Annotated in this window: 24 protein-coding genes; 7 read left to right on the forward strand and 17 right to left on the reverse strand. The window is 41.0% G+C overall.

Annotated features, from left to right (window positions below):
• Nucleotides 1-2: 2 nt before the first annotated feature.
• From rlmD to murB, 4 genes are all read left to right on the forward strand, one after another.
• Complete coding sequence (gene rlmD, locus A3EO_RS0105735) at nt 3-1,310, forward strand: 23S rRNA (uracil(1939)-C(5))-methyltransferase RlmD (protein ID WP_018346369.1); 1,308 nt, start codon at nt 3-5, stop codon at nt 1,308-1,310.
• Nucleotides 1,311-1,471: 161 nt separating this feature from the next.
• Nucleotides 1,472-3,697 (forward strand): GTP diphosphokinase, encoded by a 2,226-nt coding sequence (gene relA / locus A3EO_RS0105740; RefSeq protein WP_018346370.1) that lies wholly within the window; start codon nt 1,472-1,474, stop codon nt 3,695-3,697.
• 8 nt (nt 3,698-3,705) lie between these two features.
• Complete coding sequence (locus A3EO_RS0105745; RefSeq protein ID WP_018346371.1) at nt 3,706-4,062, forward strand: diacylglycerol kinase; 357 nt, start codon at nt 3,706-3,708, stop codon at nt 4,060-4,062.
• Nucleotides 4,063-4,066: 4 nt separating this feature from the next.
• Nucleotides 4,067-5,098 (forward strand): UDP-N-acetylmuramate dehydrogenase, encoded by a 1,032-nt coding sequence (murB, locus tag A3EO_RS0105750; RefSeq protein ID WP_018346372.1) that lies wholly within the window; start codon nt 4,067-4,069, stop codon nt 5,096-5,098.
• A gap of 61 nt (nt 5,099-5,159) precedes the next feature.
• Here murB and nagE read toward each other — a convergent pair whose 3' ends face one another.
• The 7 genes from nagE to murJ form a co-directional block, all read right to left on the reverse strand.
• A complete protein-coding gene (gene nagE, locus A3EO_RS0105755) occupies nt 5,160-6,638 on the reverse strand; it encodes an N-acetylglucosamine-specific PTS transporter subunit IIBC (RefSeq protein ID WP_018346373.1) in 1,479 nt (492 codons plus the stop codon).
• A 233-nt stretch (nt 6,639-6,871) separates the two neighbouring features.
• Nucleotides 6,872-7,816: a 4-hydroxy-3-methylbut-2-enyl diphosphate reductase gene (ispH, locus tag A3EO_RS0105760; RefSeq protein WP_018346374.1), complete on the reverse strand. Its 945-nt coding sequence runs from the start codon at nt 7,814-7,816 to the stop codon at nt 6,872-6,874.
• A complete protein-coding gene (lspA, locus tag A3EO_RS0105765) occupies nt 7,813-8,313 on the reverse strand; it encodes a signal peptidase II (protein WP_018346375.1) in 501 nt (166 codons plus the stop codon). Before lspA ends, ispH begins: the two co-directional genes overlap by 4 nt.
• Before the next feature lie 141 nt (nt 8,314-8,454).
• On the reverse strand, nt 8,455-11,274 hold the full coding sequence (ileS, locus tag A3EO_RS0105770) for an isoleucine--tRNA ligase (RefSeq protein WP_018346376.1): 2,820 nt from the start codon (nt 11,272-11,274) through the stop codon (nt 8,455-8,457).
• A 137-nt stretch (nt 11,275-11,411) separates the two neighbouring features.
• Complete coding sequence (gene ribF / locus A3EO_RS0105780; protein WP_018346377.1) at nt 11,412-12,350, reverse strand: bifunctional riboflavin kinase/FAD synthetase; 939 nt, start codon at nt 12,348-12,350, stop codon at nt 11,412-11,414.
• An 85-nt stretch (nt 12,351-12,435) separates the two neighbouring features.
• Nucleotides 12,436-13,290: a DMT family transporter gene (locus A3EO_RS0105785; protein ID WP_018346378.1), complete on the reverse strand. Its 855-nt coding sequence runs from the start codon at nt 13,288-13,290 to the stop codon at nt 12,436-12,438.
• Between the two features lies 1 nt (nt 13,291).
• Nucleotides 13,292-14,857, reverse strand: coding sequence for a murein biosynthesis integral membrane protein MurJ (gene murJ / locus A3EO_RS0105790; RefSeq protein WP_026211019.1), 1,566 nt, complete (start codon nt 14,855-14,857; stop codon nt 13,292-13,294).
• Nucleotides 14,858-15,141: 284 nt separating this feature from the next.
• Between murJ and rpsT the strand changes: the two genes are divergently transcribed.
• Nucleotides 15,142-15,405, forward strand: a complete 264-nt coding sequence (gene rpsT / locus A3EO_RS0105795) for a 30S ribosomal protein S20 (RefSeq protein WP_018346380.1) — start codon at nt 15,142-15,144, stop codon at nt 15,403-15,405.
• Between the two features lie 55 nt (nt 15,406-15,460).
• On the opposite strand, the gene hemG is transcribed toward rpsT, so the two are convergent.
• From hemG to pepQ, 3 genes are read right to left on the reverse strand one after another with little or no spacing between them, the layout of a single operon-like run.
• The gene (hemG, locus tag A3EO_RS0105800; protein ID WP_018346381.1) at nt 15,461-15,976 is read right to left on the reverse strand and encodes a menaquinone-dependent protoporphyrinogen IX dehydrogenase; all 516 of its coding nucleotides are present in this window, start codon (nt 15,974-15,976) and stop codon (nt 15,461-15,463) included.
• Nucleotides 15,977-15,985: 9 nt separating this feature from the next.
• Nucleotides 15,986-16,597, reverse strand: coding sequence for a YigZ family protein (locus A3EO_RS0105805; protein WP_018346382.1), 612 nt, complete (start codon nt 16,595-16,597; stop codon nt 15,986-15,988).
• 10 nt (nt 16,598-16,607) lie between these two features.
• The gene (gene pepQ, locus A3EO_RS0105810) at nt 16,608-17,930 is read right to left on the reverse strand and encodes a Xaa-Pro dipeptidase (RefSeq protein ID WP_018346383.1); all 1,323 of its coding nucleotides are present in this window, start codon (nt 17,928-17,930) and stop codon (nt 16,608-16,610) included.
• A 75-nt stretch (nt 17,931-18,005) separates the two neighbouring features.
• On the opposite strand from pepQ, the gene tusA reads away from it, so the two are divergent.
• On the forward strand, nt 18,006-18,245 hold the full coding sequence (gene tusA, locus A3EO_RS0105815) for a sulfurtransferase TusA (protein ID WP_013746121.1): 240 nt from the start codon (nt 18,006-18,008) through the stop codon (nt 18,243-18,245).
• 12 nt (nt 18,246-18,257) lie between these two features.
• On the opposite strand, the gene ubiA is transcribed toward tusA, so the two are convergent.
• From ubiA to A3EO_RS0105830, 3 genes are all read right to left on the reverse strand, one after another.
• Nucleotides 18,258-19,118: a 4-hydroxybenzoate octaprenyltransferase gene (gene ubiA, locus A3EO_RS0105820; RefSeq protein WP_018346384.1), complete on the reverse strand. Its 861-nt coding sequence runs from the start codon at nt 19,116-19,118 to the stop codon at nt 18,258-18,260.
• 12 nt (nt 19,119-19,130) lie between these two features.
• A complete protein-coding gene (locus A3EO_RS0105825) occupies nt 19,131-19,898 on the reverse strand; it encodes a DeoR/GlpR family transcriptional regulator (RefSeq protein ID WP_013746119.1) in 768 nt (255 codons plus the stop codon).
• 79 nt (nt 19,899-19,977) lie between these two features.
• Nucleotides 19,978-20,835, reverse strand: coding sequence for a rhomboid family intramembrane serine protease (locus A3EO_RS0105830; RefSeq protein ID WP_018346385.1), 858 nt, complete (start codon nt 20,833-20,835; stop codon nt 19,978-19,980).
• A gap of 76 nt (nt 20,836-20,911) precedes the next feature.
• Here A3EO_RS0105830 and A3EO_RS0105835 point away from each other — a divergent pair, with 76 nt between their 5' ends.
• Nucleotides 20,912-21,235, forward strand: a complete 324-nt coding sequence (locus A3EO_RS0105835; RefSeq protein ID WP_018346386.1) for a DUF5389 family protein — start codon at nt 20,912-20,914, stop codon at nt 21,233-21,235.
• Here the strand turns inward: A3EO_RS0105835 and A3EO_RS0105840 are convergent.
• From A3EO_RS0105840 to A3EO_RS12705, 4 genes are all read right to left on the reverse strand, one after another.
• On the reverse strand, nt 21,225-22,163 hold the full coding sequence (locus A3EO_RS0105840; RefSeq protein WP_018346387.1) for an alpha/beta fold hydrolase: 939 nt from the start codon (nt 22,161-22,163) through the stop codon (nt 21,225-21,227). The genes A3EO_RS0105835 and A3EO_RS0105840 overlap by 11 nt on opposite strands.
• 73 nt (nt 22,164-22,236) lie before the next feature.
• Nucleotides 22,237-22,857, reverse strand: coding sequence for a glutathione S-transferase (locus A3EO_RS0105845; protein ID WP_018346388.1), 621 nt, complete (start codon nt 22,855-22,857; stop codon nt 22,237-22,239).
• Nucleotides 22,858-22,922: 65 nt separating this feature from the next.
• A complete protein-coding gene (locus A3EO_RS0105850) occupies nt 22,923-23,504 on the reverse strand; it encodes an NAD(P)H-dependent oxidoreductase (RefSeq protein WP_013746115.1) in 582 nt (193 codons plus the stop codon).
• A gap of 96 nt (nt 23,505-23,600) precedes the next feature.
• The coding region (locus tag A3EO_RS12705) for an EF-Tu C-terminal domain-related protein (protein WP_018346212.1) at nt 23,601-23,874 on the reverse strand (274 nt) is incomplete at its 5' end.

Below are 23,874 nucleotides of genomic sequence, written 5' to 3' on the forward strand. Positions count from 1 at the left end.
TTATGGTTCTCTTTTATCAAGCTACAACAAAAACATCTGCAAAAAACAAAACGGCGTTAATTGAATCTTTGGATTATCAAGGGTTGGGCATTGCCAAAATTGAGGGCAAAACTTGGTTTATTGCAGATGCGCTGCCGGGCGAAAAAGTGCAGTTCACGATACAAGAAGAAAAGCGCCAATATGGTGTCGGCAAGGCGACCAAGCGTCTGACAACATCGGCACAACGCCTTGAGCCTCGCTGCCCGTATTATCAGCAGTGCGGCGGTTGTCAAATGCAGCATATTCCGATTGAAATGCAACGCCGAGCCAAAGAACAGGCATTAATGCGACAGTTACAAAAAATTGCTCCTGAAGTAAAAATTGAAGCAATGATAAGCGGTGAACAGTGGCATTATCGCCGCCGCGCCAGATTGAGCGTGCAATATGTCGCGACTACCAAGCAAATTAAGCTCGGCTTTCGGCAAAAACAGAGTAATCAGCTGGTTGAAATCAACCAATGTCCGGTGCTGGTGTCGGCATTATCGGCACTGTTGCCAGCGCTTACACAACTGCTGCAACAATGGCAACAACCGAGAAAATTGGGGCATATCGAATTGGTTGCCGCCGACAATGGCATTGCACTGTTTTTACGTCATTTAGGTGCATTAAACGCTGTAGATGCCGAAAAGCTACAATTATTTGGGCAACAATATCAGCTAATGCTGTTCGTGAGTGAGCAAGAACAACAGGTTTCAGCGTGGACAGAAGCACGACCTTATTACCATATCGGCGCATTAAAACTCTTTTTTGATATTCGTGATTTTATTCAGGTGAATCAACAAATTAATGAAAGAATGGTACAAACTGCGTTGCATTGGCTTGATCCGCAAGCAGATGATCAGATATTGGATCTCTTTTGTGGTATGGGAAATTTCACTTTGCCGTTGGCACAACAGAGTAAACGCGTTGTCGGTATTGAGGGCGTGGCACAGATGGTGGAAAAAGCGCGTTACAACGCACAACAGAATGGGATTACCAATGCGTTATTTCACCAAGCTGATTTAAGCGTACCCTTTGCCAATCAAATTTGGGCACAAGAAAAATTTAATAAAATCTTGCTTGATCCGCCTCGTAGCGGTGCGGCTTTCGTGTTAAATCACCTTATTGAACTGCAGGCAGAGAAAATACTTTATGTTTCCTGCAATCCGGCAACTTTGGTGCGTGATGCAAAAATATTGGTGGAAAACGGTTACCATTTAGAGAAAAGCGCAATGATTGATATGTTTCCTCAAACCGGACATTTAGAATCTATCACGCTGTTTTCAAAATAAATTTAAACTTTTCTCGCAAAATAGACTCAAATAGAACTACTCCATTTGATAATAAAAGTGTCTGCTTGAGGGCGAAAAGTTTGTCCGATCAGTTTGATATTCACATCATTGGGGCGGTATGATTAATGCAATAGTGTTTTCAATAAAACAGGAAGAAGAAGATGGTCGCAGTAAGAGAAACACATTTAACAAATTTACGTCATTTTGTTTTTGAAGATTGGTTAAATTCGCTTACTTTAGCGGATCGTACCAGAGGTTTATTGATGCAAGCGTGGCAATATCTTCATCCTAAAATTGCGGATAATGACCACGCGCAGGACATTCTTTCCAACAGTGTCGAAATGGTATCTATCCTTTCGGAATTGAATATGGATGACAACTCCTTGTTGGCAGCACTGTTCTTCCCGTTTCTTGAGAACAAAATTCTTTCCCTCGATGATTTACAAGAACATTTCGGCATAACCATCAAGAAATTAGTTCACGGTGTTTTTGAAATGGACAATATTCGTCAACTCAATACTAATCGTGGTTCAGATAGCGTGCAAATCGATAATATTCGGCGAATGCTGTTAGCGATGGTGGAAGATTTCCGCTGTGTCGTGATTAAACTTGCCGAACGCATTACCTTTTTGCGCACCGCTGACAGCCGCGTCAGTGAAGAAGATAAAGTGTTGGCGGCGAAAGAGTGCGCCAATATTTATGCGCCATTGGCGAATCGTTTGGGTATCGGGCAGTTGAAATGGGAATTGGAAGATTACTGCTTCCGTTATTTGCATCCGGATCAATATCGCCATATTGCTAATCAACTACATGAACGCCGTTTAGATCGTGAGCAATATATTCAAGATTTCGTACAAGAACTGACCGCCTACCTTAAAGAGAGCATTTCGGAAGTTGAGGTTTATGGGCGACCAAAACATATTTACAGTATTTGGCGTAAAATGCAGAAAAAAAATCTCGCTTTTGGTGATCTTTATGATGTTAGAGCAGTGCGCATTATCGTACAGAAACTACAGGATTGTTATGCCGCGTTAGGTATTGTCCATACCCATTTTAAACATTTACCAAAAGAGTTTGATGATTATATCGCTAACCCTAAACCTAATGGTTATCAATCTATCCACACTGTTGTATTAGGTAAAGGCGGAAAACCGATCGAGGTACAAATTCGTACACAAAAAATGCACGATGATGCCGAACTTGGTGTAGCAGCACATTGGAAATATAAAGAGGGCGCAACTGCCGGTCGTAGCGGCTATGAAGAAAAAATCGCTTGGTTACGAAAATTATTAGCGTGGCAGGATGATTTGGCTGACTCTAGCGAAGTGCTTGCTGAAATGCGTAGTCAGGTGTTTGATGATCGAGTTTATGTCTTCACTCCCAAAGGAGAAGTCATTGATTTACCAACCGGTTCAACGCCGTTAGATTTTGCCTACAGTATTCATAGTGAAATCGGGCATCGCTGTATAGGAGCAAAAGTGGCAGGAAGAATTGTGCCTTTCACTTATCAACTACAAATGGGCGATCAAATTGAAGTCATCACGCAAAAAAATCCAAATCCAAGTCGCGATTGGCTCAATCCAAATCTTGGTTTCGTGCATACCGCTCGTGCCAGAGCGAAAATCCACGCTTGGTTCAAAAAACTGGATCGCGATAAAAATATTCCTGCCGGTCGCGAAATGTTGGAAAGTGAAATGAATCGTATCGGTTTAACACAGAAACAGATCGAACAGTACGCTTTGCCACGTTACAACTTGCGTAATCTGGATGATCTTTATGCCGGTATTGGTGGCGGCGATATTCGATTAAACCAATTAATCAATTTCCTCCAAGGAAAATTGCTGAAACCATCAAATGCAGAAATTGATGAGGAGATTCTAAAACATATCTCTAATAAAAGCGCTAACAATATTCAGCAACAGAAAGAGAAGAAAAAAGGACACGTTGTCGTTGAAGGTGTCGGCAATTTAATGCATCATATCGCCCGCTGCTGTCAACCGATTCCGGGCGATGATATTGTTGGCTACATTACTCAAGGGCGGGGAATTTCCATTCATCGTTCCGATTGTGAACAGCTAGCGGAATTACAGGCGAACAATCCAGAACGCATCGTAGAAGCACTTTGGGGAGATAGCTATTCTTATGGTGTTCACGTTGGTATTCGGATTATTGCCAGCGACCGCAATGGATTATTGCGCGATATTACAACCGTTTTAGCCAACGAAAAAGTGAGTGTTTTAGGCGTGAGTAGCCGTAGCGACACCAAACGTCAAATTGCGACCATTGATATGCAAATTGAACTCAGCAATGTACAAATGTTAAGCAAAATTTTATCTCGTTTGGCAAAACTGGATGATGTCATCGAAGCAAAACGCATCACGAATTAAGGAACATTATGCAAAAATACACTGGATTAACTCATTTTTTTAAAGCCGCAAAATATTCAATGCAGGGCTTACGTGCCGCATTTAAATACGAAGCCGCATTCCGCCACGAAGTCGGCGCTGCTATCATTTTGATTCCTCTCGCATTTTGGCTTGGGAAGAGCAAAATTGAGATCGCCTTAATGGTGGCTTCCGTATTAATGGTATTCGCGATTGAACTGCTTAACAGCGGTTTAGAAGCCATTGTTGACCGTGTCGGCAAGGAGTATCACGAACTTTCCGGTCGTGCTAAAGATCTCGGTTCCGCCGCCGTTTTCGTGGCAATGGTAACTTGTGGGCTAGTCTGGTTAATTATTTTATTAGGTTAGCTAAATGATTGATCTTGGTACAAATTTACAGTCTTATCACACTTTTGCCATTCCGGCATCTGCGAAACAGATTTATCAGGTCGATCAAGTTGATGAGTTATCGTATTTATGGCAACAGGCTCAACATCAACAATTACCGGTTTTACTGTTGGGTGAAGGAAGCAATGTATTGTTCACCGAAGATTTTTCCGGCGTGGTGCTGTTAAATCGCATTAAAGGCATTCAATATCACACCGATGCGGATTTCCACTATTTTAAAGTCGGCAGTGGTGAAAATTGGCATCAATTTGTCAGTTATTGTGTTGAACGGAATATCGGCGGATTGGAAAATTTAGCTTTAATTCCGGGCTGTGTCGGTTCGGCACCGGTGCAAAATATCGGGGCTTATGGCGTAGAGTTGAAAGATATCTGCCAAGCGGTTGAGGTGATTGATCTTGCCAGCGGCGAAACTTTTATATTGCAAAACGATCAATGCCAATTCGGTTATCGTGAAAGCATTTTTAAGCATCAATATCGTGATTACTATGCCGTAATTGCGGTCTATTTTAAATTAGCCAAACAATGGCAACCGATTTTACATTACGGCAACTTGGCACAGTTAGATCCGCAACAGCTCACCCCTAAAGCGGTTTTTCAACAAGTTTGTGCCATCAGACAGGCGAAATTGCCTGATCCTAAAAAAATTGGCAGTGCCGGCAGCTTTTTCAAAAATCCATTGGTTTCTGCGGAACAATTTCAATGGTTGCAAAAACAGTATCCGGATATTCCTCACTATCCTCAAGCGGACGGTTCAGTCAAATTGGCTGCCGGTTGGTTGATTGATCGTTGCGGATTAAAAGGCTATCAGTTAGGTGGTGCGGCGGTGCACGATAAACAAGCATTAGTCATCATTAACAAAGAACGAGCAAGCGGTTCGGATGTGGTCGCACTTGCCCGTTATATTTGTCATAACGTTGCCGAACGTTTTGGTGTGGTGTTACAGCCTGAAGTCCGTTTTATCGGCAACAATGGTGAAATTGATTTTTCACTTGCCTAAATGCAAACAACGTTAAAGCCTTTCGACTTTAACGTTGCTATTCATCATCTTACGCTAACGATTAGAGTTTTTTCATTTGATCGGCAACAAGCTCTGCTTCCGGTCCTAAAATAACCTGCAAGGCGTTATCGCCCAATTTAATATTTCCTTTTGAACCCAATGCTTTGAGCTGCGCTTCGTTGATTTTATTACGATCCACTAAAATCAAACGTAAACGAGTAATACAGGCATCGATTTCTTTGATATTACCTTTACCGCCAAGCGCGGTGATAAATGCTTGTGCGCGTTCAACTTTTGCCTGTTCATTATCTTGGCTTGCGGCATTTTTCGTTGTAACACCGGCGCTATCTGCACTATCTTCTTCACGTCCCGGTGTTTTTAAATTAAATGCTTTAATCACGAAGCGGAACAATAGATAGTAAATCACAGCAAACACAAGACCTTGCACAATCAACATATACCACTCTGTTGCCAATGGATTGCGAGAAGACAACACTAAGTCCACCAATCCGGCACTAAATCCGAAACCGGCAATCCAGTGGAATGTTGCTGCAATAAATACGGAAATACCGGTCAATAGTGCGTGAATTAAATAGAGCAACGGCGCAACAAACATAAAGGAGAATTCCAACGGTTCAGTAACACCGGTGAAGAATGATGCCAATGCCGCTGCAAACATAATTGAACCGACCAATGCTTTTTTAGACGGTTTCGCACTATGGTAAATCGCCAATGCTGCTGCCGGCAAACCGAACATCATAATTGGGAAGAAACCGGCTTGATACATACCTGTTTGCCCAAGCACCGCTTTACCTTCCGCCAATGATTTCGCCCCACCAAGGAAGTTAGGAATATCATTAATTCCGGCAACATCGAACCAGAACACAGAGTTCAAGGCGTGATGTAGACCGACAGGAATTAATAAACGATTGAAGAAAGCATAAATACCGGCACCGGTTGCCCCTAAACCTTGAATTGATTCACCAAAACTGACCAATCCGTTAAAAATCACCGGCCATACATAAAGCAAGACAAATGACACTAAAATCATCACAAAAGAGACCACGATCGGCACTAAACGTTTACCACTGAAGAATGCCAATGCTTGATGTAACTCAACGTGAGAAAATCTGTTATAGAGTTCCGCAGAAATAATACCAACCAAAATACCGATAAATTGGTTATTAATTTTACCGAATGCTGCCGGCACTTGATCTAAAGGAATACCTTGTAGTTGAGAAACCGCACCAGGAGAAAGCAACGTGGTCACCACTAAATAACCGACTAAACCTGATAATGCCGCTGAGCCGTGTTTATCCTTAGAAAGACCAAAAGCCACACCGACCGCAAATAACAACGACATATTATCAATAATTGCCGCGCCTGATTTAATCAACAAAGACGCCAAAGCACTATTACTTCCCCAGCCGTCCGGATCAATCCAATAGCCTATCCCCATTAAAATAGCGGCTGCCGGCAATGCGGCGACCGGCACCATCAAAGCTCGACCTATTTTTTGTAAATAAGATAACATACTCATAACAATATCCCCATTGTTTAGTTTTAAGACAAAAATACAAAGATTGATTAATCTTTGTTAATCCGTTTCAGTATAGAAGCCCATAAAAATGAAGTAAAACATAGATTATTAGAATTGTGATAGCGATCACTTAAAAAAATAAAAAAAATGAAGTGATACTTCATTCAATTTCACACCATTTAATAAAAAGAAAAAACCGTTGTTAATTGAAGATAACAACGGTATCGTTTTTGTTAATTGACTTCGGTAATTCGCAACTCTTTCGGCACTTCAAACACTGTATTTTCTTCACAACCTTCCAGCTCTTCAACGCTTGTCGCACCGAGTTCCAATAAACGATTCACCACTGACTGAACCAACACTTCCGGCGCGGATGCTCCGGCGGTAATACCGATAACATTAATATTTTCCAACCATTGAGGATCAATGTCGGCAGCATCATCGATTAATTTGGATGATACCCCCATTCGCGAAGCCAGTTCAGCCAAACGATTGGAATTTGATGAATTTTTTGAGCCAACGACAATCACCAAATCAGACTGCTTTGCCAGCTCCTTAACGGCGTGTTGGCGATTGGTGGTTGCATAACAAATATCATTTTTGCGAGGCCCTTGAATTGCCGGATATTTTGCTTTTAAGGCTTCAATCACTTCTGCCGTATCATCGATCGACAAGGTCGTTTGCGTCATAAAGGTGAGATCGTCCTGATTAGAAAGCGGCAAGCCGGCAATGTCTTCCACATTTTCCACTAAATAAATGCCGCCTTCGCGATTATCATACTGCCCCATTGTGCCTTCCACTTCAGGATGCCCCTCGTGACCGATTAAAATCGCTTTTGTCCCTTTTCGACTTGCTCTTGCGACCTGCATATGGACTTTTGTTACTAGTGGACAGGTTGCATCGAACACTTTTAAATCTCGCTCTTTTGCCTCTTGGCGCACAGCCTGAGAAACACCGTGTGCCGAAAAAATCACAATCGATCCGTCCGGCACTTCACTTAACTCTTCAACAAAAATCGCACCACGCTGACGTAAACCATCCACCACAAAACGGTTATGTACCACTTCGTGACGTACATAAATCGGTGCGCCGTGAATTTCCAACGCCAATTCCACAATGCTGATAGCGCGATCTACACCGGCACAAAAACCTCGCGGATTTGCTAAGATAATTTTCATTCGTCCTTTCCTTTTACCTGTTTGCGTTCATTCTTCAGATAATCGAGGATCAGTAATCCTGCCCCAACACAAATTGCAATATCTGCAACATTAAACACCGGATAGTGATAAATTTGCCAATAAAAATCAAGAAAATCGACCACAAAACCGTGATAAAGACGATCCGTCATATTGGCTAATGCACCGCCGATAATTAAAGCGTAAGCACTGTTCACCAAGATTTTTTGGCGTGGCGTTTTTGCCAGCCAAAAGAGTAATAATGCTGAAATCACAACTGCAATTAAGACAAAAAAGTATTTTTGCCAACCGCTATGATCGGCAAGAAAGCTAAACGCCGCGCCATAATTTCTGACATAGGTCAGGTTAAAAATCGGCAGAATATTGACGCTTTCATACAGTTCAAAATGCGAAACCACTAACCATTTAGTGAATAAATCCAAGATAAAGGCGACAACGCTCAGCCATAAATAAATCAAACCATTTGCCTGTTTTTGCATCAAAAACTCCTCTGTGGTTGAGCTTTCCGCCATCTACGGCGGCAGAAGCTATTTAATTTAGGAGATCTGCTCCTTTGCATAAAAATAATCACTGCCAAGCAATGCTTAACAGTGATTATCTCATTCAAACAACATTAAAAATTAAGCGAACTGTCTGGTTTCACCCTGTCCTGCCACATTTTCTACACAACGTGCGCAAAGATGCGGATGTTCACTGTTTTGTCCGATAGTATCGGAATAATGCCAGCAACGAGGACATTTTTCATCTTTAGAAGCAACCACTTTCACCGCTAGACCTTTTAATTCGCCTTCAGCAACGTCCGCCTCTTCTAACAATTTCACTTCCGCTTTTGAGGTAATCAACACAAAACGTAATTCAGACGCTAATTTCGCCAATAACTCACGATAATGCTGATTTGCATAAAGTGTTACTTCCGCTGCCAACGCCGCACCGATCACTTTATCATTACGCGCCTGTTCAAGCACACGGTTAACTTCGGCTCTCACTTTCAACACTTCTTGCCAGTAAGCATCATTCATCTCTTCGTCATCCGCTAAAGCAAATAGACCTTGATAGAACTCTTCCGTAAAGACAAATTCGCTGCGTTCACCCGGCAAATATTGCCAAATTTCATCGGCAGTAAAGGAGAGGATCGGCGCAATCCAACGCACCAACGCTTCTGCAATATGGTACAACGCAGTTTGGCAGCTACGACGCGCTAAACTGTCCGCTTTCGTGGTATATTGGCGATCTTTAATGATATCCAAATAGAATGAACCCATTTCAATCGAACAGAAACGCATCAAACGTTGCACCACTTCGTGGAATTGATAATTATCGTAGGCTTCTTTAATGTCATTTTGTGCCTGCAATGCACAAGCAACCGCCCAACGATCCAAAACGATCATCTCTTCTGGTTGAACCATATCACGCTTAGGATCAAAGCCGTTTAAGTTTGCCAATAAGAAACGCGCAGTGTTACGAATACGACGATAGGTGTCTGCTGCTCGTTTAAAGATTTCATCCGATACTGCAATTTCACCAGTATAATCACTTGATGCAACCCATAACCGCAAAATATCGCCGCCAAATTTATCCATTACTTCTTGCGGAGTTACGATATTTCCGATTGATTTTGACATCTTGCGACCCTGTCCATCAACGGTAAAGCCGTGAGTAAGCACCTGTTTGTAAGGTGCTTTGTTATCTGTTGCAGTTGATAACATTAATGAAGACATAAACCAACCACGATGTTGATCCGAACCTTCCAGATACATATCAACGTCATTACCGCCGAATTCAGCTCGATGTTTCGCTACTGAAGAATAGGTTGATCCGGAATCAAACCACACATCAAGGGTATCCGGCACTTTTTGATAATCTTTGGCATCTTCACCCAATACTTCATTAATATCCAAATCCCACCACGCTTGGATACCTTTTTGTTCCACGCGTTTTGCAACTTCTTCAATTAATTCTAATGTACGTGGATGCAATGCTTCTGTTTCTTTATGGATAAACAGTGTTAATGGCACTCCCCAAGTACGTTGACGGGAAATACACCAGTCAGGGCGATTTTCCACCATCGCTTCAATACGAGCTTGCCCCCAATCCGGCACCCAACGCACCCCTTTAATCTCTTTCAATGCTTGCGCGCGTAACCCTTTGGTTTCCATACCGATAAACCATTGCGGTGTCGCACGGAAAATAATTGGGGTTTTATGACGCCAACAGTGCGGATAGCTGTGAGTAATTTTTTCCAGCTTCAACAATGCGCCCACTTCTTCCAATTTTTTCACCACCAATGGGTTGGCATCGAACACGTTTTCACCGGCAAAGAATTTCGCTTGGCTGTTGAATTTGCCATCATTACCGATTAATCCTGCCATTGGTAATTGATATTTTTGACCGACAATAAAGTCGTCCTGACCGTGATCCGGCGCGGTATGAACCAAACCGGTACCGGCATCATTACCAACGTGCTCACCTAAAATAAACGGCACGCTGTAATCATAGAACGGATGTTGGAATTGTAATAATTCAAGATCTTGTCCTTTCGCCACACCCAACACTTGATAATCGGTTGCGCCAATGGCTTTCATTACGCTATCTACCAATTCGGTGTTGAGAATTAAGCGTTCACCGTTTACTTGCACTAACTGATATTCCAATTCAGGATGTAAAGCAATAGCGCGGTTTGACGGCAATGTCCAAGGTGTGGTTGTCCAAATGACCGCAGAGATTTTGCCCTCACCTTTTTCGCTCAAATTAAATTTCGCCAACACGGCATCTTCATCCACCGCATTAAAACGCACATAAATAGACGGTGAAGTTTTATCGTAATATTCCACTTCCGCTTCGGCTAAGGCTGAACCGCAATCCAAACACCAGTGAACCGGTTTAGAACCTTTATAAAGATGACCGTTTTTAATCACATTTGCCAAAGTGCGGATAATGTTGGCTTCAATCGCAAAATTCATTGTCAAATAAGGGTGATCCCAATCGCCGATCACACCTAAACGGATAAAATCTTTTTTCTGACCTTCCACCTGCTCTTTAGCATAAGCACGGCAAGCTTCACGGAATTCCGCCGCACTCACTTTCTCATTCGGTTTACCGACCAAACCTTCTACTTTCAATTCGATCGGCAATCCGTGGCAGTCCCATCCCGGAATATAAGGAGAGTCATAACCTAAGGCAGTTTTTGATTTAACAATAATATCTTTAAGAATTTTATTTACTGCGTGCCCAATATGAATTGTGCCATTGGCGTAAGGAGGACCGTCGTGTAAAATAAAGGTTTTCTTGCCCTTACTTGCTTGACGAATTTTTTGATAAAGGTTTTTATCATACCAATTTTTTAGCATAGCCGGCTCACGTTTCGCCAAATCGCCACGCATTGGGAAACCTGTTTCAGGCAGGTTTAACGTGCTTTTGTAATCAGTTGTATCTTTAGACATTAGAATATTCCGTAATTAATAAAGTTAAATCAAAGTTGCTAAATTTTTCCGGCAGAGCTGCCGTTATTTTCATCTTTAAACGCTCTTTTATAGCCTTTTTTAGATCGCTATGCAAACAAAGTTATCAAAATTTTCCGTTATTTTTGCCGATTTTGTTGAAAATAACGTTTCGCATTTTCTGCATCCAACTTAATCTGTTGTTGTAATGCCGCAAATGAAGGGAATTTAATTTCCGAACGTAATTTCAACTTAAAGAAAATTTCCAATGTTTGCCCATAAAGATCACCATTAAAATCAAATAGATGTACTTCCAACAACGGTTTAAAACTATTAATGGTAGGGCGATTTCCAACATTGGCAACGCCATAATAATGATGGTTTGCCTTATCTTTAACCTCCACCGCATAGACCCCCTGAATCGGGTTCACATTACGATGCAATCCGATATTGGCGGTTGGGAAGCCGATTGTTCTGCCCAATTCATTGCCGTGCACCACTCGTCCTAAAATGCTGTAAGGTCGTCCTAACATCTGCTCAACCTGTTCCAATTTATCCTGTGCCAACGCCTCACGGATTGCAGTACTGCTCACACGCTGTTGTGCTAAACAGTAACTGGCATTGTTTTCCACTTGAAAACCATATTGTTTGCCGGCTTTTTGTAAGGTTGCAAAATTACCGCTACGATTAATGCCGAAACGAAAATCATCGCCAACGCTTAAAAACTTAACACGTAATTTTTCAATCAAATAATGTTGAATAAACTGCTCTGCGCTTTGTTGTGCAAAGGCGGCATTGAAAGGAACACAGAAAACATAATCGATACCGAATTGAGCCAATGCGGTTAATTTATCACGCAATCGCATTAGCCTAGCCGGTGCTTTCTGTTTCAAGAAAAACTCTTTTGCCTGCGGTTCAAATAACATCACTACAGTCGGCAATCCTAATTGTTGCGCTTCCTGCTTGAGATGTCGCAAAATGGTTTGATGCCCTAAATGTACACCATCGAAATTGCCGATGGTCAGCGCACATCCGTTAGGGAAAGTGGGTAAATTATAAAGACCTCGAATTAATCGCATTATGATCTGTTTGCTATTGGAAAAGGTTACAAAAATGCCGGTATTATACGCAGATTGTTAAATAGTGTAAAACAGCAGCGTCCGCCTATCTTTTAGTGGCATAAGCACATAAGCCGCCGGAAAGGATGATCACCAACATACCAAGCCAACTTAATAAATCAATTTCTGTATCCCACAACCATAAACTTAATAGTGCGGAAAAAATAATCGCCGTATATTGCAAAGTGGCGGTTAACACCGTTGCGCCATAACTGAATGATCGCGTTAAGCCTAACTGCCCCAATAAGCCGAAAACACCGGTGCCTAATAAATAAAAACCGGCATTTAAATCAGCAATATAATTATTGGAAAATAAAAACGCGACTAAGCCGATAACGGTTACTGAAACAGAAAAATAGAATACTGTTCTCCACACCGGTTCGCCCGCCTGTCCGAGCCGCTTAACAGTCAGCACTGCACCAGTTGCACTTAAGCCGGCAAATAGCCCTACCACAATAGCCCACCAATCCTGTGCATTAATACTCGGTCGCAACACCACTAATACGCCCATAAAACCCAAACAGACAGCCAACACCTGTAGCGCACTGCGTGCAACCACTGTCGTCAACAAGGTCCAAAAAGTGATAAAAAGTGTGGTGGTATAGTTTAAACTTGCTGCTGTTGCCAACGGTAGATGGGCATAAGCATAGAAGCCGCACCAGATAGACATCACACCGAAAATACTTCTCGCTAAATGCGATTTTAAACGTGGCGTTCTAAAACTGCGGTGCTGTCGATCCAGCATTACCCATAACCAAATCAATATGACTGACGGCAATCCTCGCGTAAAAATAATTGCGCCCAAACTTGCCCCTTCTTCTGACGACAATTTAACAAATGCCGCCATTGCTGCAAAAGAAGCACTGGCAAAAATCATCCACAAAGATTGCAAAATACTCATATTACTGTGCCAACAAATCACGTTTTCTGATACCTAATAACAGCAACGACAATAAATAACAGACGGCAGCAACTACGATCAGACCGGCTAACCAAACGACTCGCCACATTATTGTCATTGTTTGCCAAGCAGTGATATCCGGTGTGAGGTAAAACAACAGAGCGCCCATTGCCACGGCAGCAATCACCACTTTCAAGAAAAAGTATAAACTTCGTGCGGAAAAATGGTAGACCTGTTGGCGCGATAAACCACGATAAAGCAGAAAAGCGTTCAATGTAGCAGACATTGCTGATGCCATTGCCAAGCCGACATAACTGAAAGGGATCGCCAATAAATTAAATCCCATATTACTGATCATCGCAATAATACCGTAACGCACCGGCGTTTTGGTGTCCTGACGCGCATAATAACCGTTTGCTAAGATTTTAATGAGCATATAACTCAACAATCCGGCATTGAATGCCCACAATGAATAAGATGCCGCCTGCACATCAGAAAGTAGGAAATTACCACGCATAAACAGCACCAATAACATTGGCTGTGCCAATAACGCAATACCGACCATTGCCGGTACGCCGAGCAATAAGATCATCCGTACGCCCCAATCCAGCGTCTGACGAAAGGCCTGCTCGCTTTGCATATTATCTTTATTGACGTGATGGCGTGATAAGGTCGGCAAAATAACGGTTGAAATCGCAATACCGAACAAACCTAAAGGGAATTCCAACAAACGATCAGAGTAATATAACCAGCTGATTGAACCTGTCATTAAAAAACTGGCGATAAAGGTATCCAGCAAAAGATTGATTTGACTGACCGATACACCAAACAGTGCCGGAATCATTAGCGTACGGATTTTTTTCACGCCGGCATCATTCCACGCCCATTTCGGTTTTACCAACAATCCCGCCTGTTTTAAAAAAGGGAGTTGAAATAAAAATTGTAACAGCCCGCCCAAGAAAATCCCTATCGCTAAACCAATGTCCGGATTGTCCAATCTCGGTGCAATAAAGAGCGCAGCGGCGATCATCGCCACATTCAACAACACCGGCGAAAACGACATTACACCGAATTTGCCGATAGTATTAAGAATTGCGCCGGATAGCGCCACTAACGTAATAAACCATAAATAAGGGAAGGTGATTTTTAATAATAGTGAGGCTTGGGTAAATTTCTCCGCATCCGCACCACCGTTCAACCAATCCATAAACCAGCCAGTACCGAAAACCGCAGTGACCAGAGGCGAACCAATCATTGCGAATAAAGTTACAACGGTAACCAAGCCCCCCAAAGTGCCGGATACTTTGGCAATAAATTGACGGGTTTTATCCAAATCTCCCTCTTGCTGATATTCCGCCAACACCGGCACAAATGCCTGAGAAAATGCCCCCTCAGCAAACAGACGGCGCAAAAAATTAGGAATACGGTTTGCAAATAAAAAGACATCCGCGGCGACACCGGCTCCCAACAAATTCGCGATCACCACATCACGAATTAAGCCCAACACGCGTGAAAGCAATGTCATACTGCTAACAACGATACCTGATTTTAATAATCCTTTGCTCAAAATAACCACCACAATTCGGTCTGACTTCATAAAAATTACTGCACATTGTATATATTTTTACTTTTTAAGCTATATTCTCACCGGAAAAACTGTTAAAATCACGCCGCCTTTTAATGGCTTACTTTGGTTGTGTCTCACTAAAGCAAGTTAGCTATTGCCTTGCTTACTCTCGAAGCAAATTTACGGCATCAAGCGATAAATTGATTGACAAAGGCTTAAAAAATAGGCATATTTTACGCCTTTCATTTTTAGTGTAATTAATTAGAAATTTTGGGAGTTTGACCTTGGCTAATATCAAGTCAGCAAAAAAACGTGCGATTCAATCTGAAAAACGCCGTCAACATAACGCAAGTCGCCGCTCAATGATGCGTACTTATATCAAAAAAGTTTATGCAGCAGTAGCCGTTGGCGATAAAGCAGTTGCAGAAGCAGCTTTTGTTGAAATGCAAAAAGTTGTGGATAGAATGGCTTCTAAAGGCTTAATCCACAAAAATAAAGCAGCAAATCACAAATCTAAACTATCTGCACAGATCAAAAAATTAGCTTAATGATTTTTTTGGATTAAAAATAAAACCGCCAATTTGGCGGTTTTTTATTGTCTGTTCAAAGTTGCTGTAAGCGCTCCGCAAAACGTGCAACCTGTTGCCAATCGGTATACTCAATCTCTTTTGTCGGATCGGTTTCGCCACCGGTAATTTTCATAATAAAACGAATCATCATCCGATCAAACCAGCCATAACGTGGATAAAGCAATGCGCCGGCAAATACCTGAACCAACTGTGGTTGCCAATTAATTTTCGCCAACAATTTCCTCGTATAAACATTGGTTTGCGGTGTGTTTTTATCCGCTTTTCTTGCAGTTAAATTGACAGTATACAACGCCCCTTTTTTCGCTTGTAATTGAGAATGATGCTGCTGAATAAAATCATACAATTGAGCGCTGAATTTCCCATAGCGAATAGACGCGCCGATAACAACGCGATCATAAGGTGTAAGATCAATCTGCATATTTTCCGCTAAATTGACCAATACAGATTGCCCATTTAACTTGGCAGCAATCGCTTCAGCAATTTTTCGGGTTTGCCCATCGTGAGTAAGATATAAAATCAATGTTTTCATAAAAATATCTCAGTCTTCCAATAACTGTAATGTCAGTTGCCCGGCGGAACGTTCATTAATGTGCCACGCCAACTGTTCTACCTGTTGTTCAGCGATCGCCAGCTGTAACCTGACCTGATCGGTAAATTGTTGCGAGCTAATTTGTGCATCGTACTGTTTCAACAGTGCTTCCAACCACGCCCATTGCGCATATTCACAAATAATAAGATACGATTTGCGCTCAATCTTAATTGTAGTTTCCGCCAGCTTTAAAGCTTGCTGTACGCCATTACCGTAGGCTTTCACTAATCCACCGGTACCAAGCAGAATGCCGCCATAATAGCGCACCACGACTGCACAAACTTCGCCTAAACCACTGCCCAGCAATAAATTTAACATTGGCTTACCGGCAGTGCCGGACGGCTCACCATCATCGGAAAAGCCATACTGTTGCGAATCGGTCGGGGTGCCGGCAACCGTAGCCCAACAATGATGACGCGCATCAGGATGTTGCTGCCGTATTTGCTGCCAAAACTGTTTCGCCTCCTCCATTCCCGATACCGGCTGTAGATAGGTAATAAATCGACTTTTTTTGATTTCCTCACTAAAGGTGACCGCAGACTTTAACACCGGGTATTGCATAATTCTCCTTTTACGACAGTCCTAATTGTTGTTCCATTTTGACGGTTAAATTTTCCGCACCTTCAGTTCTCATCACAATATTATCTTCTGTACGGATACCACCAAACACTTTTAAAACATCGATCATTGCCCAATCAATTTTGCTTGCATATTCGCTTTGTCGCCAAGGCTGCAATAATAAATCAATAAAATAGAAACCGGGTTCAATCGTCAACACCATTCCTTCAGCCAACTCTCGGGTACAACGCAAACTCGGATATACCTCCGGAGGACGTTTAATAGCCCCTCTTTTATTCTGTTGCCATCCACCAATATCGTGTACCTGCAAACCGAGAAGATGCCCTAAACCGTGCGGCAAAAATGCGCGGTTGATGCCTAAATCAAAAATCTGTTGTGCCGGTAATTTTACTAATTCACTTTCCACTAATAATTCTGCAATTCGTTGTTGCAATTGAGTGTGATAGCTCAAATAGTTATGCCCAACACACAAATCGGCAATAATATCGCGCTTAATCTGTTCCATCCCGTACAACAATTCAGCAAATATGGGTTGTGTTTGTTGTTGATAGGTACGTGTAATATCTGAAGCATAACCAAGATAACTTGCGCCGGCATCGATTAAGAAACTGTTGGCAGTTTCCGGTGCTTGGTGAGATAAGCGATTATAATGCAACACCGCGCCGTGTTCATTCAAGGCGATAATATTACCGTAAGGCACATTTAAATCCGACTGCTGACTTGCCTGTAAATACGCTGCATTAATTTCAAATTCACTTTTCCCTTGCTCAAACGCCTGTTTAGCCGCTTGATGCCCTAATAATGCCGGTTTCTGTGCCCTAAAAATACATTCAATTTCATACTCGCTTTTATAAGCGCGATAATAATTCAAAATATTCAATAATTTACGATCATTAATCGAATAAAAACCGAGTGATTTCGCCAACGCCTCATCTTCACCGATAAATGCACAGTTTTTGCGACTATTCACCTCTTGCTGCATCTGTTGCGGCTGAGTAAAAACTTGCCATTCAAACTGTTCACACCAAAACGCCTTCGGCAAGGCTTCAACAAAATACCAGTAATCTTTCGGCTGATAAAAATAGAGTTTCGGCTTGCTGTAACCGTCTAAAAACAACCAGCTTCCTTCAGCTTGAGGCATCGGCACAACATAATTGAAATACGGGTTAATATGAAAAGATTTGGTTTGATCATCCACAAAATAATAATCCGCTTGACCGGCATAAATCCACACACCATCAAGCCGACAGCTGGATAAAGCTTCCTGTATAATAGTCTGAATGCGTGCCAAATGAGCATTAAATAACGTTTCCATTCTTTACTCCACTATCCCATATTGCGTAAAAATGCAGTATCATTACTGCCTTTATTAATAATCAGCAGCAATCATATGACCGAATTAGAAATTAATCAAACACTTGATACACAAGGATTACGTTGTCCGGAACCGGTAATGTTGGTAAGAAAGAAAATTCGTGAAATGCAGAATGGAGAAGTTTTGCTTATTATTGCCGATGATCCGGCAACAACACGCGATATTCCGGGGTTCTGTCAATTTATGGAACATACGCTGTTACAAAGTGAAATCGAACAAACGCCGTATCGTTATTGGATCAGAAAGGGGAAATAATCCCCTTTTCATTTATCCTAAAATGCCAACTAAAATGGCGATAAAAATCCACATTCCGACATAGTTATTATTTAAAAACGCCTTGAAGCACTCCTCACGCGTGCGCCGTTTTGTCAGCCGACACTGATAAATAAAACAAGCCAACGCCGGTAATAAACCGATAAAATAACCATTCGACAACTGCTGTTCCACCCCAAGATAAACCAGAATAGCCAAGGTAGCGATCTGCAATAACGCAATGATTTTATTATCATATTCCGCAAACAGAATGGCGGTCGATTTCACACCGATACGCAAATCATCATCACGATCCACCATCGCGTATTGTGTATCGTAAGCGATTGTCCACGCCAAATTCGCTAAAAACAGCAACCAACAGGATAACGGCAACGAAGCCGCTGTTGCACCATATGCCATCGGTATCGACCAACCGAATGCCGCCCCCAAAAAGAGTTGCGGCAAATGCGTATAACGCTTCATAAACGGATAAATAAACGCCAATACCGCCGCCGCGACAGACAACGCTATCGCATAGAGATTAAGTTGCAAAACGAGGAAAAATGAGAGCAGTATCAATAGCACAAATAATATTTTTGCCTCTTTTTCTGACACCGCACCGGTAGCTAACGGCCGTTGTGAAGTCCGCTTGACCTTGCCATCAATATGACGATCCGCATAATCATTAATCACGCAACCTGCCGAACGCATAAAGACCACACCTAAGATAAAAATGAACAAAATCTTAACATCCGGCATACCGTTCGAGGCTAAAAATAACGCCCACAATGTCGGCCATAATAACAAAAATGAACCGATAGGCTTATCCAAACGCATTAACTGAATATAACTGCGCCATTTATTTAATAATTTCATAAAATAGTATCTTTATTCCGGACGTGGACAAACTTCAACCACCAGACTACTGTTTGCAACCACTTTTGCCATTTCTTCCGGCAAGGGTTTATCAGTAAACAGATAATCAAACATTGTTATTGGCCCTAATCGAACCATCGCATTACGGGAAAATTTAGAATGGTCTGTGACAAGAATGCTGGTACGCGAACTTTCAATAATAGTACGTTTCACCTGTACTTCGTGGTAATCATAATCAAGTAATGAACCATCCCGATCAATAGCACTAATACCTAAAATACCGAAATCCAGCCTGAATTGCGCAATAAATTGCATTGTCGCTTCGCCGATAATGCCACCGTCCGGACGTAAACCGCCGCCGGCAATAATAATTTGGAAATTCTCTTTTTCCATTAAAATATGCGCTGCATTTAAATTATTGGTCACGATACGCAAATTTTCGTGGTTCAATAATGCACGTGCCACCGCTTCCGCCGTAGTCCCGATATCAATAAATAGCGATGAACCGTTCGGAATATGTTGTGCAACACATTTGGCTACCCAATCTTTTTCTTGAGAAAGCAAGGTCTTACGCGAAGCATAATCGCTATTTTCAGAGCTGGAAGGAGAGGCGGCACCACCGTGATGGCGGCGAATTTGATTTTGTGCCGCGAGTTCATTGAGATCGCGGCGGATTGTTTGAGGACTAACATCAAGCTCAGCAACGAGCTCTTCTGTGCTGATATAACCGTGTAATTTTACTAACTCAATAATCCGGTTGTGGCGTATTGCTTGTTTCATAACTGCCTCACATTATTGTAATTATTGGTTGTCATTCTACCCAAATTGAATATCTTTTCATTAAATTTTTGTGAAAAAATTATTTCACCGTTTTTTGTCGCCAAACATCAATGCCGGCTAAAATAGATCCGGTAATTAATCCGGCGATATGGGCACTGTTACCTATCGCAACCCCGACTAAAGGCGCAAAAAAACCGGATACAATCCCAATCACTAAAAACAAACCGAATCCACTTGGAATGGCGAAGCGCTTATTCGGATCAAAATAATTTTCGACAAAAACATAGCCTAACACGGCATAAACCACACCGGATAAGCCAAAAAAATCTGCTCCGGACGAAAGATATTGAGCAATACCGCTTGTAACTGCCGAAATAGCGTAAAGACTGCATAGCTTAAATGTGCCTTGATAGCGCTCAATCAAACCGGCGAAAATCCACCACCACATCAAGTTAAACAAAATATGTACCGGAGAAAGATGCACTAAACTGTGCGAAAAATAACGCCAAAGCTCAAATTGTTGCTCCGGAAATACCGGAAAATGGAAATAGAAAAAGATCTGTTGCTGCCAGTCGGTATAAGTTAACGCAAATACCAAAATACAGATTAAAGTCACCAACGCACAAAATTTATTCTGCCATAATCGCTGCCACCTAAAACGAGAACCTGTTACCAATAATGGTTTCCATAGTTCTCGCCAAGAGATCCGACTCTCTTGTTGCCAATCAGCGCGGTAAAACTGTTCAGCCTCCGGATTCGCTAAAAACTGCTCGGCAGCCTGTTTAATCTCAACCATTTGCTCACTCTGCTCAGAGATAAACAGATGAAACACACCCTTTTCCTGTTTTATTTCAATTTGCTGTTGATATTGTTGTCGAATAAACTGCTGAAATCGGATTGCCAACTGTTGCTGAGAGGTACTAAAAAGGTAATACATAACGTTAATCCTAGTTCTTATTTATAAAATTCGTTATACTGCTAGCATTGATCACTAATATCTACATTTCATTATTATGCGTAATCGAAAAAATAATTTTCCTCAAGGCTTTTCTAAATTTTCTTGGGCTATTGCTATTTTCTGTATTCCGGCTTTCCTATGGCCATTATCTTTATTATTATCGCCTTCGTTGAAAAACAATCCAACATTATCACAGACAGAAATTAATAATATGTCTATTTTTATGTGGAGTTACCCGCTATTACTATTTATTTTAGCCAGAATAATTTATAAACTGCATTTAAGAAAACCGAAATTAGCCTATTATCTATTAGCAATCTGCTTTATTCTTTTCTATCTAGCGGTGCTAATTATTGCTGTACGAGGTTTTAATCCTTAGCAAGAAAAGCCATAATTTCTTTAAAGGCGGATTGACGAATTTCATCTGTTTCAAATAATATTTCGTGTTTTGATTTCTCAATATTTTTTAATATTACATCAGAGAAATAGCTCGAAAATTCATTTATTGCTGTATTAGAAACAATTAAATCCTGTTCCGCCTGCAAAATAAGAGCTGGCACTGTAATTTTAGCAATAAGCCCCTTCAATTTTGCAAACATAATAATACAATGATGTACCCAAGAAAATGTTGGTCCGCCAAGCCGAACGTCCGGATATTTTTCAGCAATTTCATTCATAAAAGCCATTCTTTCTGTACTATGACTCAAGGGTGTTATTGCTAAATCAGCCGCTTTATATGCACCTTTACCAAACACATAATGTTGAGAAAATCCTAGTAATGTCATTATTGCAACAATAATTTCATCTCTTTTTACTGTTTTCTGCGCTAATCCCCAAAATGGTGCGGACAAAATCACTTTATTAAATTGATGCGGATATTTAGCCAAATAACAAGTTGAAATTAAACCACCCATTGAATGTGCTAAAAGATATTGTTTTTCATACACTTTTTGTTGCAGAACGGTTTGTATCACTAAATCCATATCATCTAAATAATATTGAAAACGATCAATATATCCTTTTTCACGATCTTTTAATAAACGATCAGAAAATCCTTGCCCCCGATGATCAAATAACAGCACATCAAACCCTTGTTGATAAAAATCATAGGCAACTTCGCTCCACTTTAAAATATTTTCTGCACGACCATTTACCAATACAATTAATTTTTGATGTGCTTGATGAATAAAATGCCTAAACGCTATTTTTTTCTGCTGATTTGCTTCAATATATTGCATAGGAAATTGCTCAACAAAAGGCAATAACTGTTGTTGAACAAATTGACTAAAATTCTCTTTTATTACCATATTTATTTTTTGCTTAAAAATAAGAGATAAAAGTATTTTCTCTTTTATCTCTTATCTGAAAATGAGATAAAAATTATTTATTCATTACCGGCTTAGTTGAGGATAATACTTCATAATGCGTGTTCATATACTCTAACCAAGCAGATAATTTAGGCGCAATCTCTTTTATATTAATTCCGACAACATTTTGTCTAAATAAAAAGAAATCAAGACAACACACAAGACTGATTGTTCCTATATTAAGTTCTGTGCCGATTTCATCAACTCGCTCTTCTAAATAACGAAAACTGCGGATATTTCTTTCTTGTATTTGTTGGTGTCTTGATACCCACCACTCATTTTCTGGGCGAAGTCGGCGCTCTGCAGCTATCGGCATCGTATTTTCAAATATACCGTCTGCTAAATAATGCCAGCTTAATACTTTCCAACGATGTTCATCTTGCGGAAATAATTTCTTCTGTAAGCCAATACTATCCAAATATTCTGCAATGAAGAAACTATTAAATAACCATTCGCCATTATTAAGCTGTAAAGCGGGAATTCTTCCTAAAGGATTGTCTTTGTTATGCGGTGAATTGGCATCAAATGATAATTTTACAGGTAAGAGTTCTGTTTGTTCCAATAAATGGTGATGTTTTAACACTATCATAACCCGGCGGACAAACGGACTCATTGGTGAATACCATAATTTCATATTTGCTCCTTATCAGCTCAAAATAAAAAAGATAAAGCCTATTCAAGACTTTATCCTCTCTGATTTTATTTAGCAAATAATTTATTTAAATGTGCTTTATACTCAGTAATATGCTGTTCCACATTTGGATTTTTAATAACATCATTACAAATAAATGTAGGCAATGGTGAAAGACCAATAAACTCATTTGCTTTTCTAAAATGCAAATAGACACCGTCTACGCCTTTGCCTTCAAAAAAATCACCTTCACGTTCAAATGCTTCAATCGGCGCATTCCAAGTTAATGACAACATATGTTTTCTACCTTGCAACAAACCACCGGTGCCATAACCTTCTGTCGGATTTACCCGATGACGCCCATCACTCTGATATAATTTTCCGTGACCAAAAGTAAAGACTTCATCAATATATTTTTTCACAATCCACGGTTCACCCATCCACCAACCGGGCATTTGCCAAATCACCACATCCATCCATAAAAATTTTTCAATTTCTTGATTGATATCGTAACCAGCATCAATTATGGTTTCTTGCACTTCGTGACCTAACGCAAGCAGAGTTTCTTTTGCGGTGTTATGTAATGTTGTATTCAGTTTACCCTGAGAATGTCCAAATGCTTTTCCACCATTTAATAATAAAAACTTCATTTACATCTCCTTATTTAAGGTAATAAATATAATCCTGTATTCATAAAAAAACCCGCCTAGAAGACGGGTTTGGATTACTCTCTATTGTCAATCTGATTATTTGATGATTTTCGCTACCACGCCGGCACCTACTGTACGGCCACCTTCACGGATCGCAAAACGTAAACCTTGATCCATCGCAATTGGGTGGATTAAGCTTACTGTCATCTTCACGTTATCTCCCGGCATTACCATTTCCACGCCTTCCGGTAACTCGATTGTTCCTGTTACGTCAGTTGTACGGAAATAGAATTGTGGACGATAACCTTTGAAGAATGGAGTGTGACGTCCACCTTCTTCTTTTGATAATACGTAAACTTCTGATTCGAAA

Origin of the sequence: Gallibacterium anatis DSM 16844 = F 149, assembly GCF_000379785.1 — a bacterium.
GTDB classification, from domain to species: domain Bacteria; phylum Pseudomonadota; class Gammaproteobacteria; order Enterobacterales; family Pasteurellaceae; genus Gallibacterium; species Gallibacterium anatis.

What these genes read in the sequence shown, in the direction of transcription:
- rlmD (WP_018346369.1), top strand. Translation starts at nt 3, where the DNA reads ATGGTTCTCTTTTATCAAGCTACAACAAAAACATCTGCAAAAAACAAA.
- relA (WP_018346370.1), top strand. Translation starts at nt 1,472, where the DNA reads ATGGTCGCAGTAAGAGAAACACATTTAACAAATTTACGTCATTTTGTT.
- A3EO_RS0105745 (WP_018346371.1), top strand. Translation starts at nt 3,706, where the DNA reads ATGCAAAAATACACTGGATTAACTCATTTTTTTAAAGCCGCAAAATAT.
- murB (WP_018346372.1), top strand. Translation starts at nt 4,067, where the DNA reads ATGATTGATCTTGGTACAAATTTACAGTCTTATCACACTTTTGCCATT.
- nagE (WP_018346373.1), bottom strand. Translation starts at nt 6,638, where the DNA reads ATGAGTATGTTATCTTATTTACAAAAAATAGGTCGAGCTTTGATGGTG.
- ispH (WP_018346374.1), bottom strand. Translation starts at nt 7,816, where the DNA reads ATGAAAATTATCTTAGCAAATCCGCGAGGTTTTTGTGCCGGTGTAGAT.
- lspA (WP_018346375.1), bottom strand. Translation starts at nt 8,313, where the DNA reads ATGCAAAAACAGGCAAATGGTTTGATTTATTTATGGCTGAGCGTTGTC.
- ileS (WP_018346376.1), bottom strand. Translation starts at nt 11,274, where the DNA reads ATGTCTAAAGATACAACTGATTACAAAAGCACGTTAAACCTGCCTGAA.
- ribF (WP_018346377.1), bottom strand. Translation starts at nt 12,350, where the DNA reads ATGCGATTAATTCGAGGTCTTTATAATTTACCCACTTTCCCTAACGGA.
- A3EO_RS0105785 (WP_018346378.1), bottom strand. Translation starts at nt 13,290, where the DNA reads ATGAGTATTTTGCAATCTTTGTGGATGATTTTTGCCAGTGCTTCTTTT.
- hemG (WP_018346381.1), bottom strand. Translation starts at nt 15,976, where the DNA reads ATGAAAACATTGATTTTATATCTTACTCACGATGGGCAAACCCGAAAA.
- A3EO_RS0105805 (WP_018346382.1), bottom strand. Translation starts at nt 16,597, where the DNA reads ATGCAATACCCGGTGTTAAAGTCTGCGGTCACCTTTAGTGAGGAAATC.
- pepQ (WP_018346383.1), bottom strand. Translation starts at nt 17,930, where the DNA reads ATGGAAACGTTATTTAATGCTCATTTGGCACGCATTCAGACTATTATA.
- tusA (WP_013746121.1), top strand. Translation starts at nt 18,006, where the DNA reads ATGACCGAATTAGAAATTAATCAAACACTTGATACACAAGGATTACGT.
- ubiA (WP_018346384.1), bottom strand. Translation starts at nt 19,118, where the DNA reads ATGAAATTATTAAATAAATGGCGCAGTTATATTCAGTTAATGCGTTTG.
- A3EO_RS0105825 (WP_013746119.1), bottom strand. Translation starts at nt 19,898, where the DNA reads ATGAAACAAGCAATACGCCACAACCGGATTATTGAGTTAGTAAAATTA.
- A3EO_RS0105830 (WP_018346385.1), bottom strand. Translation starts at nt 20,835, where the DNA reads ATGTATTACCTTTTTAGTACCTCTCAGCAACAGTTGGCAATCCGATTT.
- A3EO_RS0105835 (WP_018346386.1), top strand. Translation starts at nt 20,912, where the DNA reads ATGCGTAATCGAAAAAATAATTTTCCTCAAGGCTTTTCTAAATTTTCT.
- A3EO_RS0105840 (WP_018346387.1), bottom strand. Translation starts at nt 22,163, where the DNA reads ATGGTAATAAAAGAGAATTTTAGTCAATTTGTTCAACAACAGTTATTG.
- A3EO_RS0105845 (WP_018346388.1), bottom strand. Translation starts at nt 22,857, where the DNA reads ATGAAATTATGGTATTCACCAATGAGTCCGTTTGTCCGCCGGGTTATG.
- A3EO_RS0105850 (WP_013746115.1), bottom strand. Translation starts at nt 23,504, where the DNA reads ATGAAGTTTTTATTATTAAATGGTGGAAAAGCATTTGGACATTCTCAG.